Genomic DNA, 16012 nt, shown 5'->3' with positions numbered 1-16012 from the left:
TCACCATTTTTCGTCATCGGGGATATCCTTTGAAGACCGGTACGCGTTTCGAGTTCGGATTTTCTCCAGTTGCCGCTCAACCATCAACCGGGCAATCAATATCCCGGTATCAGTGCCAGGCTTTCCCGCCAATAAAGCCTTGAGCTTCGATTCACTCACATCCATTTGGTAAAGCAGGTTCACGAGGGCTGGAAAATCAGTCTCGATCAACCGGCTGACCCTTGTCGCGACAGTCTGCATCCATTCATTCCAATCGGCATCGGGCCGGATAGCCAAAGCCGGGGAAAGCAGGTGCTGCACTTGAATTTGGAACTCTTTTTCAATCAAAATGGAGTAATTTTAGACTGGGCCTCAATTGCAATAGACCAATCTTATCCGATAGAATTATGCGTTCTATTGCCGGCCTTATTGTGTTTACCTTAATCCTGCTTTTTCATACACAGGCGCAACGCGCCCAATATGCCAGCCTTAAAGGTACAGTTATTGACTCAACCAGTCGCCAACCTATAGAAGCCGCCACCGTTTCAGTCTTTCTCCTGTCCGACACCTCATTGATCACCTACGCGATCACTAACAAAAAGGGAGAATTTGTTTTGAAAGATATTCCCCAGGCTAAACCTTGTCGGGTATTGATTTCATATAGTGGATTAAATAGTTATGCTCAGGACTTCGTCATTTCACCCCCAACCAGGGAGTTGATCATCAATACGATTCAGCTAACTAAGGATTACACTGAAATGAATGAAGTGGTGGTATCCGCCCAACGCCCGCCGGTACTCGTAAAAAAAGACACCCTTGAATTCAACGTAGGATCCTTCAAAACACCGGTTAATGGAGTAGTCGAAGACTTGCTAAAACAGCTACCTGGTGTAGAAGTAGATAATGAAGGTAATATTACGGTAAATGGAAAACGCGTGACGAAAATAACCGTCGGGGGAAAAGACTTTTTTGGCAGCGACTTCAAGATCACCTCTAAAAACCTTCCCAAGGATATTATCGATAAGATCCAGATCGTAGACAATAAGACCAGGGAAGCCGACTTTAGAAAAACAACTACAGGCAATGAGGACAAAGCCATCAACATAACGCTCAAGAAAAACAGCAGAAACGGCCTCTTTGGGAGGGCAAGCGGTGGTTACGGATCCGAAAGAAGATACGAAGCAAACAGCAGCATTAACTACTACAAGGGATCCATGCAGTTGAATTTCATCGGTTTTGCCAACAACATCAACCGCTCTGGAGGTTCGGGAGGCGAATTCTCCATGTCAAATCCGATCAGCAGTTTCAGCGGCAGTAACAACGGTATTACCAATACCAGGTCCGCCGGCATCAACTTTGGGAATGATTTCAAACGAGGGCTTCGGATAGGAGGCAGCTATTGGTATGGAAATAGCCAAACAGTCAACCAGACAAGTGCCCGTCGTCAGAATATATTACCGGATACGAGCTTCATATACCGCGGAGTTACCAACACCTCCCGCAAAAGACAAAACCACAGGGCAAACCTTGGCATCGAATATAAACCCGACACCCTCACCAGCCTATACATCAATGCCAACATTGCCGGGGCCACCAACCATTCCATTACCAGTAATGACGCACTGTCAACCAGCATGTCGGGCATAAAGCTCAACGACGCAAACAACCGCTACAAAACGGTATCTGACGACAAAAGCGTTTCAGTAGAATCATTTTTCGGCAGGCGCTTTAATAAGCGGGGAAGCGCGTTGACGGTTAATGTCTATTACGCCAATAACACCCGGCAGGCAAACGATTCAAATAAAGGTAATTCAACCTTCTATAGTCAGGATGGAAATACAAGCCTGGATACTATTGACCAGGTTTCAAACGCCAATGACCGCAGCAAACAAATTACAACCAATACGATCTGGACCGAGCCGTTCAGCCCAAAGTTATTTTTACAGATGGGATACACGTACAGCGACAACCAAACGTTTGCCGAAAAAAAAACCAACAACCACAACCCTGCTACAGGGCAATACAGCCTGGAGGACACCATGTTTTCCAATGCCACCAATAGCAGAGTAACTTCTCACACGCCACAACTTTTATTAGGGTATAAATCAGATATTCTTTCCGCCAATATTGGCACTTCTGTTCAGTGGCTCAATCAATCGACCGGTTCGATGCGCTCAAGCAAAGTACTTGATCAGCGTTTCGAAAACCTTTTTCCAACCTTTAATATGAATTACAGGTATAGCAAAACCGGCAATATGAACATCAGTTACCACGGGAGAAGCCAGCAACCGACCGTTGGTCAGTTACAACCGGCAGCCGACAACAGCAACCCCTTGTACATAAGGATCGGCAATCCCGAACTCAAGCCTTCATTTCAGCATTCAGTTAATTATAACATACAACGATACCAAAGCAGTGATTACTGGAACGTCGGGGTAGCGTTTAATAGTGCTACCAACCAGATCGTTAATGAAACATGGTTCGATAGCGTACAATATACCAGGCCAATAAATAGCAACGGAAACTGGGGTCTCTCCACCAACTTCACCTATAGCATCAACTGGAAAAAGAAGGACTGGTCTTTACGCATATCCCTTTCCAATTACAGCGCCTTTAACAGAAATACATCTTTCAGCAATAAGATCGCCAATATCACAAAAGCATACACTATTTCGCAGCGATTTTCCCTGACGTACAATTATAAGGATCTACTTACGATACTTCCATCGTATGCGATCCAATACATGGATACTAAGTATTCCATCGGGCTTGAACAGTCCACAGAAAACATCAACCATACGATATACGTCAGCACCTTTGTCAACTGGCCCAAACGATTCATCCTGGAAAACCTGCTACAATACTCATATAACAGCAGAACGGCCCCGGGATTTCCCAAATCAGTAACGCTATGGAATATTGCTTTCAATTACCAATTGTTTAAAAAACAACAAGGATTGCTTCGCCTGACTGTTGTCGACCTCTTAAAACAAAACACCAGTATTTTCCGGTCTATCACACCAACCTATATTGAAGACACACAAGTACAGGTACTTCGGCAATATTTCATGTGTTCTTTTATATATACATTAAAACAATTTTAGGGACATTTTGGGCAAAGACCGGCTTGGGTGTCCATCCTCATAAATGGCCTTTCATCCATCCTTTATGATTTCCTTTACAAATTAATTTTGAGACATTTACGAATTGTTCGTAACATTACGGAAACTTCGTAGCCGCTTATGAGATATTCAGTTTTACTCCTCACCCTATTACTGGTTGTCAGTCAAACCTTTGCACAGGAGAAAGGATCCGTGACCGGTAAATTGGTCGACTCGGCAGGCAAACAAGCGCTCGCGCTAGCCACCGTCACTGTGTTTAAAGCTAAAGACACCTCAATCATCACTTATCGCCTTAGCGATCCACAAGGTGTATTTAAAGTTCCTGGTCTCCCGACCAACATACCATGCCGCGTGGTTATCTCCTTCTCCGGTTATGCGGTCGTTCGCCGGGAGTTTGAATTGACCGGAACCTCCCCCAACCTCGACTTGGGAACATTGAAAATGATACCCGATGGCCAATCATTGGACGAAGTACTGGTAATAGCTGAACGCCCACCAGTGATAATAAGAAAAGACACCATCGAATTCAATGCTGCAGCATTCAAAACCCTTCCTACCGCCCTGGTAGAAGACCTGCTTAAAAAGCTGCCAGGTGTTGAAGTAGATAAGGATGGCAACATCATTTTCAACGGCCGCCCCATAAACCGAATTACCATCGAGGGTAAGGACTTTTTCGGGGGTGATCCCAAATTAGCCACCCGTAATCTGCCGGCTAACATTATCGATAAGATCCAGGTCGCAGACGATAAAGACCAGTTGGATCAAAACCCGGATATTAATAAAAGCCAGTTAGGGCAAGTGCTGAATCTGAAACTGAAGAGAAGCATCAAACAGGGATTATTCGGAAAACTATACGCTGGTGCAGGCACCGACGACCGCTATGAGGCCGGTGGTATTGTCAATATGTTCCGCGATACCCTCCAGGTTAGTTTGTTGGGCTTCACCAACAACCTGAATCGCCCAGGTTTTGGAATTGGAGACGTGATGTCCATGGGAGGATTTAATCGCGCAGGGGTAAACAGTATGATGGTGTCATCAGACGGCGGTTTCGCCCTCAATGGTGTAAGTTTTGGCGGTCTGGGTGGCGGTATCAACAAAAGTACTGGCGGAGGCATCAACCTCAACAATGAATTTGGCAAAAAGGTGACGATGAATTTGCAGTACTTCTATGGCCAAAACAACACCAGGATGGATCAGCTGAACAATACACAGCAGTTCTTTAACGACACCTCGCTCACCACGCGCAACGATTCACGATCAGTCGCCAATGAATTTACACATCGTATAGGCGGAAGTATACGTTGGAAAGTAGATTCCTTTTCAACCTTTCGCTTTTCGCCATTATTGACAAAGCGAAACAACAGTTCCGATAGGCTGCTTGAATCCTTTGCTGGCAGCAATTTCGAGCCGCTGTTGAATGAAAGCCACAATACCCAACGCATCGATGGAAGCCAGCTGGGCTATAGCCACACTATTGCCTTTAACCGCTCCTTCCGAAAAAAAGACCGCTCACTCTACATAGGACAGGATTTAAACATCAGCGATGGGACGGAAGATCAATACAACAACATCGTCGACACGTTTTACAAGTCAGCCAGCAAACGCACCCTCGATCAGCTGCGCGACAGAAACAACAGGAATATTAAAGCCAGCATTACTTTCAACTACAATGAACCCATCGCCAAAAACCTGGGCATCAAACTGTCTGGGTATGGTGAATACTTTAAAGACAAAGATGCTTTGAACACCTATAACATGGACCTTGGTAACAAGCAATACACCGTCCTTAACCCAGACCTGTCCAATACGGTGAATCGTAGCGGAACCCGCACTACGCTGACCACCCAGTTGAACTGGAAAATTAAGCAATGGTCCATCCTGCCAGGAGTTTCCTACAAATCGCTGAACATCGATAATGAGTTTGCCAAAAACCCTGCCATCGACCAGCAATTCAATTATATCCTACCTGCATTGAACATCAATTACAAGGAATGGGCTTTCAGCTACAATGTCAACATCAACGAGCCACAGGCGACAGACCTGCAACCTGTAATTGACAACACCAATACCCTTTATCAGCAATTGGGCAACCCCTACCTGGTACCGACCAAATCGCACCAGCTTTATCTCCGTTACAATAAATTCAACCCGAAAAGCCTAACCAATTTTAATGGTTACTTAAATGGAACCATTAGTGATGACGCCGTGATCCGCGAGCGTTGGGTTGACGATAAAGGCGTACAAATTACCCGCCCCATCAACCTGAACGGTGTCTGGCGTTTTAGCGGTAGTATGAATGCCAGCAAACAATGGAAATTCCAGAACAAATGGCAGTTCACCCTCCGTGGCTCCTTCTTCGGAAATTACAATAGAAACCTGGTGCTGGTCAACAACAATAGCAGTGAAGTAAAGACATGGGGATTGCAACCAGGCCTGAACTGGGCATTCAACTACAATGATAAAGTTGAATTCAACCAGCGCTATTCGGTTAACTTTAACAAAAGCAGCTACGAAAACAACATCTATCCCAACCTGGAAGTGGTTACACATTACTCCAGCTCAGAGATCGTGATAAGAATGCCCAGGCATTTCGTGTGGGAAAGTTCTATTGACTACACCTACAATCCGCAAACAGCACCTGGTGTGAGAAAAAGTAATCTTCGCTGGAATGGCGGCATTAATTACCTGTTCCTGAAAGATGACAAAGGACAATTGAAATTATCGGTATATGACCTGCTTAACCAGAACATCAGCGTCTCCCGTACGACCCGTGAAAACTATATCCAGGACAATCAGACAACAGTATTACGCCGGTACTTCCTGCTCACATTTACCTATAACATTCGCAATTTTGGGGCACCACCAGCACAGAAGGTAGGAGGCAGAAATTCGTTATTTATGTTCTAACAGATGTTTTCTCATGTGCCTATCGGGGCCGGTCATTGTGCTGGCCCTTTTTTGTGCGGTAACCGGTCGGATTTAAAACTTCTCCACAACACCCAGACCAAAGAGCGCAAAATCGTACTTCGCAGGGTCCACTTTATCCAGCTTTTTGAGGTAGCTCGTTAGCTCCAAAGCAGCAAGCCAGTCTACCGGGTCACGCCGCAACAAATTGAACCGCTTGGCTACACGAGCTACATGCAAATCTATTGGGCAGATCAATTGACCGGGGCTAATGCTGTTCCAAATGCCGAAATCGACTCCCCGGTCGTCATTCCGAACCATCCAACGGAGATACATATTGAGGCGCTTACAGGACGAATTCTTTTCAGGAGACGCAATATGTTTACGGGTACGGGAAGGCACCTCTTCCAGAGAAAAAAAATAGTGGTAAAAGCCAATCAAAGCCTGCTCGATGTTTTCATCCTGTGGCGACATCCATTTGGTGAAGGCTGATTCGAGACTTTCGTTACGGGAATAGTGGTATTGCAGGAAACTGACAAAATAGAGTAGATCAGTGGCATTGAAGGTACGGTGCTTGAACCCTTCCAGTTTTCGCAAATCCTGATAGGTATGGTGCAATACAAAATCATGCGGGGCATTATTCATGAGCTGCATGAGCTCTTTAGCCTTTTTGATGATCGTAGTGCGGTTACCCCAGGCAAAGATCGCGGCAAAAAGGCCCGCAATTTCAATATCTTGTTTTTTGCTAAACAGATGCGGTATACAAACAGGGTCGTCCTTAATGAAATCAGGCTGGTTGTATTCGCTGACTTTCTTATTGAAAAATTCCGACAGGTCCTTGGGCTTTGCGCTCATGGCGCAAATATCCGAATTCGGCGCGATTACATTTTACCTTTACACAGGCTTTAGTGGCAGACAGAACCGCAGTTCAAGCCTCCCCTAAAAATAAGGGCCGGTCACCATACCAGCCCTTAAAAGACAAATTCAATATTAACCTACTTCCCAATAGCCTGCTCCAGGTCCAGTACCAGGTCTTCCAGGTCCTCGATACCGACACTCAAACGGATCAGGGAATCGCTAAGTCCATTTTTAATACGCTCTTCCCGGGGTATAGAGGCATGCGTCATGGAAGCAGGATGATTGATCAAAGATTCTACACCACCAAGGCTTTCGGCCAACGAAAAGATCTTGGTAGACGACAGTACCTTCATGGCTGTCTCTACGCTGTCGTCCTTCAAGGTAAAGCTCATCATACCACCGAAGCCACGCATTTGCTTTTTAGCCACTGCATATCCCGGCTGGTCCTCAAAACCACACCAATACACCTTACCGACGCCCGGGTGCTGGCGTAAGAACTGGGCGATCTTTTCGCCATTCTCACAATGTCGCTGCATACGCACATGCAAGGTCTTGATACCACGTAATACAAGGAAGCAATCCATCGGCCCCGGCACTGCCCCACAACTCTTTTGAATGAAATACAGCTGCTCACGCAAGGCAGGATCATTCATCACCAATGCCCCCTGGATCACATCGCTGTGGCCACCCAGGTACTTCGTGGAAGAGTGCATAACTATATCCGCGCCAAAATCCAACGGATTCTGCAAATAGGGAGAAGCGAAAGTGTTATCGACGCACACCAACACCTGGCGCTTTTGGGCCATAGCCGTTACTGCACCAATATCGGTGATGTTCATTAACGGGTTGGTAGGAGTCTCCGTCCAGATCAATTTTGTTTGATCGGTAATGGCAGCTTCGATTGCCGCATTATCAGTCATGTCCACATAACGGAATCGAATACCAAACTTCTCATAAATCTTGGTAAACAACCGGTAAGTACCGCCGTACAAATCGTTGCCGGTCAAGACCTCATCACCTGGCGACAGCAACTTCAATACGGCGTCTGTCGCCGCTACGCCACTACTAAAAGCCAGGCCATATTTTCCATTCTCGATAGCTGCCAATGCCTCCTCCAGCGCCTTACGCGTCGGGTTCTGGGACCGGGCATATTCAAACCCTTTATTCTTACCCGGAGCTTCCTGTACATACGTGGATGTTTGGTATATAGGCGTCATGATGGCTCCTGTAGAAGGATCCGGTTCAGCACCGGCATGTATAAACTTGGTCGCTGGCTTCATATATTCTTAATATTGGTGAATAACTGACACAAAGATGCAGAATAATCCCTAACTCTGCCCCGTCACGGTTGGCAACTTTTAATGGCTACAACTTATCGCCTAATGCCGTCCACAATCCCGGATTTCCAGTTTAACACAAGCTTAACCTACATTCAAAAATAAGGTGTAACATTTCTGAAACACAGTACCCCACTATGTTTCACGCCTTCAGGCACTCCCTTCAAACCCCTTCCATCTGCGAAATACTTCGTAGTACTTATCATGTGCGTTCCGCCCCTACCAATTGGCTTGTTGCGCGATAATACAGCGATTACATTTGGGGGGTAATTAACGTTACACCCAGTTCACCAATAAAAATTATAGCCATGAAAAAAGTATTAATGATCGTTTGCGCAGCATTTATAGCCGCTGCCGCTTATGCAGATCCCAACGAAAAAGTGCTCAAATCCTTCCGCGAAACATTCACACAGGCAGAAGATGTACGATGGGATGAAACAGACAACTATTTTACCGTTAGCTTCGTAAGTGCAGGTATCCGCTCCAAGGTCAACTACAACAAAGAAGGGGATATGATGAGCTCCATCAGGTATTATTCACCCCAAATGTTACCACTCAATATTTTCAATAAACTGAAAAAGGAGAATCCAAAAAAGAACCTGTTTGGCGTAACAGAACTGACCGTAGGCAATGACGTTTCCTACTTTGTAAAAGTGGAAGACGGCAAAAACTGGTATACATTCAAGGTCGATGAATCTGGTAACTATCAGATCACTGAAAAATATAAGAAAGGATAACCGGAAATGGGGAGCGTATTCAGCCACTTATTAGTCTACTGTAGTAAAATTCCGGCCACGAAATACCTCCAATCATAATTGTCAGCCGCATGTGAATCCTGCGGCTGATTTTTTTTGTTCAATACCGAAGACCTCAGGATACCTTTATCTACCAGTACGGAACGAGCGTGATGTCTATATTCCGAAACCCGTTTGTTCGCCATCCAGGATTTTTGTGGCGGCTCAAAACCAATTTTATCTTTCCGCCATACTGTTTCCGCCGGCAGTCGCTGGTCCATAGTTTTCCGCAATATCCACTTAGAATACCCATCCTGTATCTTCCATTTCGCAGGCAGAGAAAAAACAAAACTGACCAGCTCATGAAACAGAAAAGGCAGGCGCACTTCCCGGCCATGGGCCATGGAATTCCGGTCGGCATATTGCAACAACTCCTCGAGACCATTATGAAAGGTGTTATAATGCAGCACACCATTTAGGTGGGGATCGTGCGGTAGCGCATAGTGTGAGCGGCCGGAAGCGTATACAAATTCCGGGTGCAGGTCCAACTGCTCCTTTTGCGAGCGTACTCGTTGCCTGATTTGCCACGCGGCGGCCAGGCGCGGAAAGCGTGCAGCCACCTGCTGTTTCCAGCCCCATTCCCGACGCCAGGCATTATCCATAGATTGACTCAGCTCACTGCTCAACAAACGCTTATCACTACGATACAGCTCACGCCAAAACCAGGGGTAATATTTGCTATAACCAGCCAGCAATTCATCAGCTCCCTGCCCATCCAGTAAAACAGTAACGCCGTATTGCCTGGCTAGTTGAAAAACGCGGTATTGCGCTACCACACTGGCGGATTGGAAAGGCTCTTCGAGATGATAACAAATACGGTCAAAATCATCGATAAGGTCGCTCGATGACGGTTCAACCTGATAGTTCTCCGCCCCCAGGAAATTGGCCGTCTGTGCTATCGCTGCCGACTCATTACGCTCAAAACCCGGGAACACAGCAGAGAATGATTGCAGGCGGGATGGCCTGCCAGTCGAACGCGCCACATAACTAAGTATGGTCGCACTATCCAGCCCACCACTGAGGGATGTACCTACCGGTACATCGCTACGCAAACGCCGCTCCACTGAAAGGGAAAGCAGGCTATCGAGTTGCTCAGTGGCTTGCGAAGCAGAAAGCGATTGGCCCTTTTCGGCCAGCGTAATTTTCCAGTAAACATGCTCACTCAGTTTCCTGGTTGGCAGGTCGTAAAGGAGGTAGTGGCGGGCGGGCAATTTTCGGATTCCCGTGTAAAAGGTAGCCCCCTGGTCGCCCGGGTGCTGAATATAACCCAGGGTCAGGTAATTGTAAAGCATGGAACCTTCCATATGCTTATTGACACCTGCCGCCCACAGCGCTTTCATTTCACTGGCAAACAGAAAACGCTGTTCATCCTGATAATAATAGAACGGTTTTTCGCCAAACCGGTCACGCGCAGCAAAAAGACGCTGTTCTCGGTCGTCCCAGATGGCAAAAGCAAACATTCCATCGAAGTAGTCAAGGCATTGTACCCCCCAGGCAGCATAGGCAGCCAGGATCACCTCCGTATCCGAAGAGCTGTGAAAAGAATAGCCTTTTTTGATCAGGGATTGTTGAAGCTCTCGGTAATTATAGAGCTCGCCGTTATATACAATGGAGAACCGGTCGAGATAATGCATTGGCTGCCCTGCCACAACCCGCAAATCGATAATCGATAACCTGCGATGACCAAGACCCACCCGTCCGCTGGCATCAATCCAGCAACCCTCGCCATCTGGTCCGCGATGTGCAAGTACATCGGTCATACCCTTAACAGCCTGTTCCGACACCAGCCCCGGCTGGGCAGCTATAATGCCTGCAATACCACACATAGTGGCTCAATATACAACACTAAAAGGTAAACGGAAGTTTCGCCCGGACACTATCCCATTCTACGATAAGCTCAGCCCCTTTGCCTTGCTTGTCAAATTCCATCGTGAAAAACTCAAAGGGATAATTGGTCTTGTTGATCGGTATGGTAAACCGGTAGGCATCTTTAGTCGAATCAATCTTAAGGCCCCAGGTATACAGGTCGTTATTTAACACCACCGTCCATTTGTCTTCGTAAGGAATACAGTACATAACATACCGGCCCTTGGCAACTTTCTGGTTTTCGATCACTACATCCTTGAAGAACTCCAGCTCTGTGGCTTCGTTGGCCCCCAGCCGCCAGGGGTTACCATACTTCAATACGTCCCCAAAAATGGCCCGGCCGCTCTTTTGAGGCCGGCTATAGATCACCCGGGCGATTAGCGGCTCCTGGTTGTTGTGCGACATATTCAGCTTGGGGTAATCGACCGGATAATAAGCCATATCCATTGGAGATTTGTCGACACCCAGCGGCACCTGCTTATCGCTGGTGGTACCGATTGCGGGATTGATCGTCACCTGGTTACTACCCGGTGCTTTCGGCTCATGGCCACAACCAGTCACCAGACCTGAAAACATACCCATGAAAAGCAATCCGAGCAAATGATTTGTTGTACGCATATTGGGGCAAATAATCAATTATTCTGGAAGTTGAAAGGAACCAGGGCTTTTACATTATCCCACATAATGGCCAGGTTGATACCTGAACTATCCTTCTCAAACTGCATGGTAAACGCCTCTGCCGCCTCCGGCATCTTTTGTGTAGGTACATCCACCCGCAATACGTCTTTCTTCACGTCGTACTGAAATGCACCCCAGCTATCTGTATCCTTGTTGAAAATAACCGTCCATTTGTCTGCAAAAGGAATAGCATACATAGTATACCTCCCTTTTTTCAACTTCGTTTCCGAACCACACTTCGCATCTTTGTACAACTCGATCTCCGTCGCTTCGTTGGCACCAAGTCGCCAGATATTGCCATATTCCACCAGTTCTCCGAAAACCGAACGGCCATTCTTCAAAGGTCGGCTGTAGATTACCCTGGCCATCAACGGTTCCGACACCTTGTTCTGGATCTTTAAAACCGGGTAGTTGACCGGGTAGTAAACCATATCCATCGGCGACTTATCAAAAGAAGAAGCCTTGTATTGGGCCTGGCAAATGCCAAATACCAGTAACATTGGGAGGAGAATCGTCACATGCTTCATTTCCTGCGGTGTTTAATCGGCAAAAATAAAAGATTACAACGGAACCTGATGGGTTTTATAGGACAAGAGGAATTAGGGTCCATCTTCCCCGAAAATATCCCTGTCCCGCTCTCGACAACCAAACCGGAACGCCCCCATAATAGGACTCCGGGCAGCAATTTACCCCTACTGTTCAGCCATTAAAACTGGATTAAACTGCTTTATGGTCAAAGCTTTGCAGGGTTGCCAACGCGTGGGCCCTCAAGGAAGGGAAAAAATCATCATAACATGCCCGTAACTCATCATACTGATCTTCGAAAAGCTGGTAGGCAGTCCGGCTTTCCGTAAGGTAAGCCGCGCGTCGCACTACCCCTTCGAAACTTTTTTCGATCCCATGGCGCTGCCGGTAATTATACAACCAGTTATGCTGCTTCATGTAGGGAAACATCATCTTAAACGGAGTTGGAAAAAAACGCTCCTGCTGGTCCAGCGTATGGTATACCTGCTGCGAGAAGTCGAACAGATCGTTGCCGGCAAACTGCGTAGGATCATTCGCCAGGAAATGGTCATAGACTACATCCACAAAAGCACCGCTGTATAAACGGTAAAAAGGCCTGAAAACTTCCTTGGCACGGGCAGTAGCAGTATGCTCATCCGTAAAAGTATCGATGGCCCGGTGCAGCACAATACCTTTCTGTATGTCCGGCGGATAATCGAATTGCTTTTTCCCTTTCACAAAATCGCTGATCAGGTTACCAACTAAAATGCCAGGAAGGTTAAAAGAGAGATATGCATGGGCGAGATAGTTCACAACTTATATGTTTTGAGGCCTTTATATTACAATTTACAGGATTTTGACTGCCTGTATAGCCAAAATTTACAGTGAAGACCGTTAAAATTTTGTGATGAATGGTAATCCAGGTTAATCGATTGACAAAGGCAAAAATACATCACATCATCATGTGAGATGTCCTACCCGATTCTGGTGATCATGTGATCAACAACGGTACATCATTCAATTGTTAAACTAAACCAAACAACATCTAACAGCTTTTGTTCCTGCAAGCAGAAAAAGTTTAGGATCAGCCCTTTCCAAATAGGTCAATTGACCGTCAGCAATAACATTGGCCAACCATGCTTAACCTTACTTAACATTGGCCTCCACCTGTCACTATTCACTTTTCATCCACTGACCCCCATTCTATTTTTGTGCTGGCTTAATAAAAAGCCGAATATCATTAAACCAGTTACAAAAGTAAAGTCATGAAAAATTTATTTCTTTCTCTGCTGATGTTGATCAGCGTTGTTACTTATGCCAATCATCCTGAACCAGGAGACAAAGTATCTCCACGCCTGAAAGCAGCATTGGAAAAAGAGTTTACAGGAGCTCGAGGCATTGTCTGGGAGTCGATGGACGAGCACCAGTTGTACCATGCCAGGTTCATCTACAACAATGAACGGGTCAATGCTTTCTTTGCAAAAGAAGGAGAGCTCGTGGCAACGGGCCGTTATATCGATCCGGCCAACATGCCCATGAACATTGCCCGTCAGGTAGCCAACAAATACGGTAGCTATGAAATACAGGACGTCATCGAGTACAGCCGCAACGGAGAGACGAGTTACGTAATCTCCATTCACAATGACAAGCACCGTGTCGTACTCGAAGCCTATAGCAGCGGCAATATGTATGTATTCAAAAAAGAAAAAAAGAATTCTTCGGCAAAGCTGTAACATTCGCAAAAAGCCTGCGTCGTATATAGTGTAGAGGATGCGATACTGAAGATGCGGAGACAACAACTCAATTCACACAATAATATTTACGCCATGAAAAAGATGATGTTAGTATGGGCTTTAATGTTAACTGTTGGACTTAGCTCAACATTTGCCAATGTAATCGAAACAGTTAGCCAGCAAGTAGTCAACGCCTTTAAAAAAGACTTCTCCGATGCACAAAATGTTAGCTGGGAAGTTGGTAAAACCTTCGCCAAGGCTACCTTTAAAATGAACGACCAGGTATTGTACGCGTATTACAGCAAAGAGGGAGAATTGACAGCGGTAACCCGCAACATCCTGTCAGAGCAACTACCTATCAACATGCTGACCTCGCTCAAAAAAGGCTACACCGGGTATTGGATCACAGACCTGTTCGAACTCGCTGCCGGCGGTAACACCAGCTACTACGTTACACTGCAGGACGGTGAGCAACAACTGATCTTAAAATCAAGTGGTTCTGCGAGCTGGGAAGTGTTCAAGAAAGAAAAGAAGAATATTCAATAAGAATACAAGTTGGTTTTAGTTGGAAAAGAGAACGGGTGGGTCGCGAAAGTGACTCACCCTTTGTTTTTTAATAATAATAGTAAATCTCCCAATTGTGTTAACTTTGCCGCCACAAAATTCCGAAAGATCATGGCTAAAGGACCTGTTTCACAGTTTATCCAACATCACTACCGGCACTTCAATGCAGCTGCGCTGATCGATGCCGCTAAAGGTTATGAAACTCACCTACTCGAAGGTGGCAAAATGATGGTTACCCTGGCAGGAGCCATGAGTACGGCAGAGCTCGGCATTTCATTGGCCGAAATGATCCGCCAGGACAAGATCCAGATCATTTCCTGTACCGGTGCCAACCTGGAGGAAGACGTTATGAACCTCGTAGCCCACAACAGCTACAAGCGTGTTCCCAACTACCGCGACCTTACCCCCCAGGATGAGTGGGACCTGCTCGAAAACCACTATAACCGGGTTACCGATACCTGTATTCCCGAAGAAGAGGCTTTCCGTCGTTTGCAGAAACACCTGGAAAATGCCTGGAAAGACGCAGAAGCCAAAGGCGAGCGTTACTTCCCGCACGAATTCCTCTATAAAGTGGTACTCAGTGGCGTATTGAAAGAGCATTATGAGATCGACCCCAAAGACAGTTGGATTGTAGCCGCTGCAGAAAAAAATATTCCTATTGTAGTACCAGGTTGGGAAGATAGCACCACCGGTAACATTTTCGCCAGTTACGTCATCAAAGGCCAATTGAAGGCCAGCACCGTAAAGAATGGTATCGAATACATGGTATACCTCGCCGACTGGTATCGCCAAAACAGCGGCGGCAAAGGCGTGGGCTTCTTCCAGATAGGTGGTGGTATCGCCGGAGACTTCCCGATCTGCGTAGTGCCAATGATGTACCAGGATCTTGAATGGCACGATGTTCCATTCTGGAGCTATTTCTGCCAGATATCCGATTCAACGACCTCTTATGGTTCGTATTCAGGTGCAGTCCCCAACGAAAAAATCACCTGGGGCAAACTTGATATCAACACACCGAAATTTATCGTAGAAAGCGATGCCACGATCGTAGCGCCACTGATCTTCGCTTACCTCCTCGGCTGGTAATTATAGACAAGACATCAAACAACAATGCCGCAATGCGTAGTAAAATACGAATTGCGGCATTGGTATTGTAAGGCAGGCTCTGGTATCATGGCCTGCTATTCCATCATCTTAGCTGCAGGAAATCTTATTCACGCGTGTTTGGTGACGCCCTCCCTCAAACGGGGTTTCTATAAACAGGTCGACCATTTCCCGGGCCACATCCACAGACACAAAGCGGGCAGGAATACAGATCACGTTGGCGTCATTGTGTTGACGGATCAGTTTCGCTACTGCTGGCTCAAAAGACAGTCCGGCACGGATACCCTGGTGCTTATTGGCCGTGATGGCAACCCCATTCGCGCTACCACAGATCAGGATACCAAACGCCGCCTCACCTTTCTCCACGGCATCAGCCACCGGATGCGCATAATCGGGATAGTCCACCGACTTGTTTTCATGTACTCCGAGATCACTTACAGCCAGGCCTTTGTCCTTCAAATACTGAACAAGGGCAACTTTATAGTCGAAGCCGGCATGGTCGCCACCGATGGCGATAGGCTTGGAAAGATCGAATGAAGAGGCCATACTTGAAATTATTGGGTCAATTA

14 protein-coding genes are annotated in these 16012 nt (G+C 46.4%); 6 read left to right on the top strand and 8 right to left on the bottom strand.

The window, feature by feature from the left end:
• Window positions 1-327, bottom strand: a complete 327-nt coding sequence (locus P2W70_RS01980; protein ID WP_276479743.1) for a hypothetical protein — start codon at window positions 325-327, stop codon at window positions 1-3.
• A gap of 59 nt (window positions 328-386) precedes the next feature.
• Here P2W70_RS01980 and P2W70_RS01975 point away from each other — a divergent pair, with 59 nt between their 5' ends.
• Both P2W70_RS01975 and P2W70_RS01970 read left to right on the top strand, forming a co-directional pair.
• Window positions 387-3083 (top strand): outer membrane beta-barrel protein, encoded by a 2697-nt coding sequence (locus P2W70_RS01975; protein WP_276479742.1) that lies wholly within the window; start codon window positions 387-389, stop codon window positions 3081-3083.
• A gap of 138 nt (window positions 3084-3221) precedes the next feature.
• Window positions 3222-6008 carry an outer membrane beta-barrel protein gene (locus P2W70_RS01970; RefSeq protein WP_276479741.1) on the top strand — a complete coding sequence of 929 codons (2787 nt, stop codon included), beginning with the start codon at window positions 3222-3224 and terminating at the stop codon, window positions 6006-6008.
• 72 nt (window positions 6009-6080) lie between these two features.
• On the opposite strand, the gene P2W70_RS01965 is transcribed toward P2W70_RS01970, so the two are convergent.
• Together P2W70_RS01965 and P2W70_RS01960 are read right to left on the bottom strand one after the other, a co-directional pair.
• The gene (locus P2W70_RS01965; protein WP_276479740.1) at window positions 6081-6860 is read right to left on the bottom strand and encodes a TIGR02757 family protein; all 780 of its coding nucleotides are present in this window, start codon (window positions 6858-6860) and stop codon (window positions 6081-6083) included.
• Window positions 6861-7000: 140 nt separating this feature from the next.
• Window positions 7001-8143 (bottom strand): cystathionine gamma-synthase, encoded by a 1143-nt coding sequence (locus P2W70_RS01960; protein WP_276479738.1) that lies wholly within the window; start codon window positions 8141-8143, stop codon window positions 7001-7003.
• Between the two features lie 365 nt (window positions 8144-8508).
• Between P2W70_RS01960 and P2W70_RS01955 the strand changes: the two genes are divergently transcribed.
• Complete coding sequence (locus tag P2W70_RS01955; protein ID WP_276479737.1) at window positions 8509-8937, top strand: hypothetical protein; 429 nt, start codon at window positions 8509-8511, stop codon at window positions 8935-8937.
• 35 nt (window positions 8938-8972) lie between these two features.
• On the opposite strand, the gene asnB is transcribed toward P2W70_RS01955, so the two are convergent.
• The 4 genes from asnB to P2W70_RS01935 form a co-directional block, all read right to left on the bottom strand.
• Window positions 8973-10820 (bottom strand): asparagine synthase (glutamine-hydrolyzing), encoded by a 1848-nt coding sequence (gene asnB, locus P2W70_RS01950; RefSeq protein WP_276479736.1) that lies wholly within the window; start codon window positions 10818-10820, stop codon window positions 8973-8975.
• Between the two features lie 19 nt (window positions 10821-10839).
• Window positions 10840-11478: a DUF2911 domain-containing protein gene (locus tag P2W70_RS01945; RefSeq protein ID WP_276479735.1), complete on the bottom strand. Its 639-nt coding sequence runs from the start codon at window positions 11476-11478 to the stop codon at window positions 10840-10842.
• A gap of 14 nt (window positions 11479-11492) precedes the next feature.
• On the bottom strand, window positions 11493-12065 hold the full coding sequence (locus P2W70_RS01940) for a DUF2911 domain-containing protein (RefSeq protein ID WP_276479734.1): 573 nt from the start codon (window positions 12063-12065) through the stop codon (window positions 11493-11495).
• 190 nt (window positions 12066-12255) lie between these two features.
• Window positions 12256-12855 carry an acyl carrier protein phosphodiesterase gene (locus P2W70_RS01935; RefSeq protein ID WP_276479733.1) on the bottom strand — a complete coding sequence of 200 codons (600 nt, stop codon included), beginning with the start codon at window positions 12853-12855 and terminating at the stop codon, window positions 12256-12258.
• 452 nt (window positions 12856-13307) lie between these two features.
• On the opposite strand from P2W70_RS01935, the gene P2W70_RS01930 reads away from it, so the two are divergent.
• From P2W70_RS01930 to P2W70_RS01920, 3 genes are all read left to right on the top strand, one after another.
• Window positions 13308-13775, top strand: coding sequence for a hypothetical protein (locus tag P2W70_RS01930; RefSeq protein WP_276479732.1), 468 nt, complete (start codon window positions 13308-13310; stop codon window positions 13773-13775).
• Window positions 13776-13868: 93 nt separating this feature from the next.
• A complete protein-coding gene (locus tag P2W70_RS01925; RefSeq protein ID WP_276479731.1) occupies window positions 13869-14321 on the top strand; it encodes a hypothetical protein in 453 nt (150 codons plus the stop codon).
• Between the two features lie 129 nt (window positions 14322-14450).
• Window positions 14451-15425, top strand: coding sequence for a deoxyhypusine synthase family protein (locus P2W70_RS01920; RefSeq protein WP_276479730.1), 975 nt, complete (start codon window positions 14451-14453; stop codon window positions 15423-15425).
• Window positions 15426-15533: 108 nt separating this feature from the next.
• Here the strand turns inward: P2W70_RS01920 and rpiB are convergent, their stop codons facing one another.
• Complete coding sequence (rpiB, locus tag P2W70_RS01915; protein WP_276479729.1) at window positions 15534-15989, bottom strand: ribose 5-phosphate isomerase B; 456 nt, start codon at window positions 15987-15989, stop codon at window positions 15534-15536.
• Window positions 15990-16012 lie beyond the last annotated feature (23 nt).

The organism is Paraflavitalea pollutisoli (assembly GCF_029360705.1).
In the GTDB taxonomy this organism is placed as follows: Bacteria; Bacteroidota; Bacteroidia; order Chitinophagales; family Chitinophagaceae; genus Paraflavitalea; species Paraflavitalea pollutisoli.
Note: the sequence above shows the minus strand (reverse complement) of the source record. Positions and strands in the feature narration are given on the sequence as shown.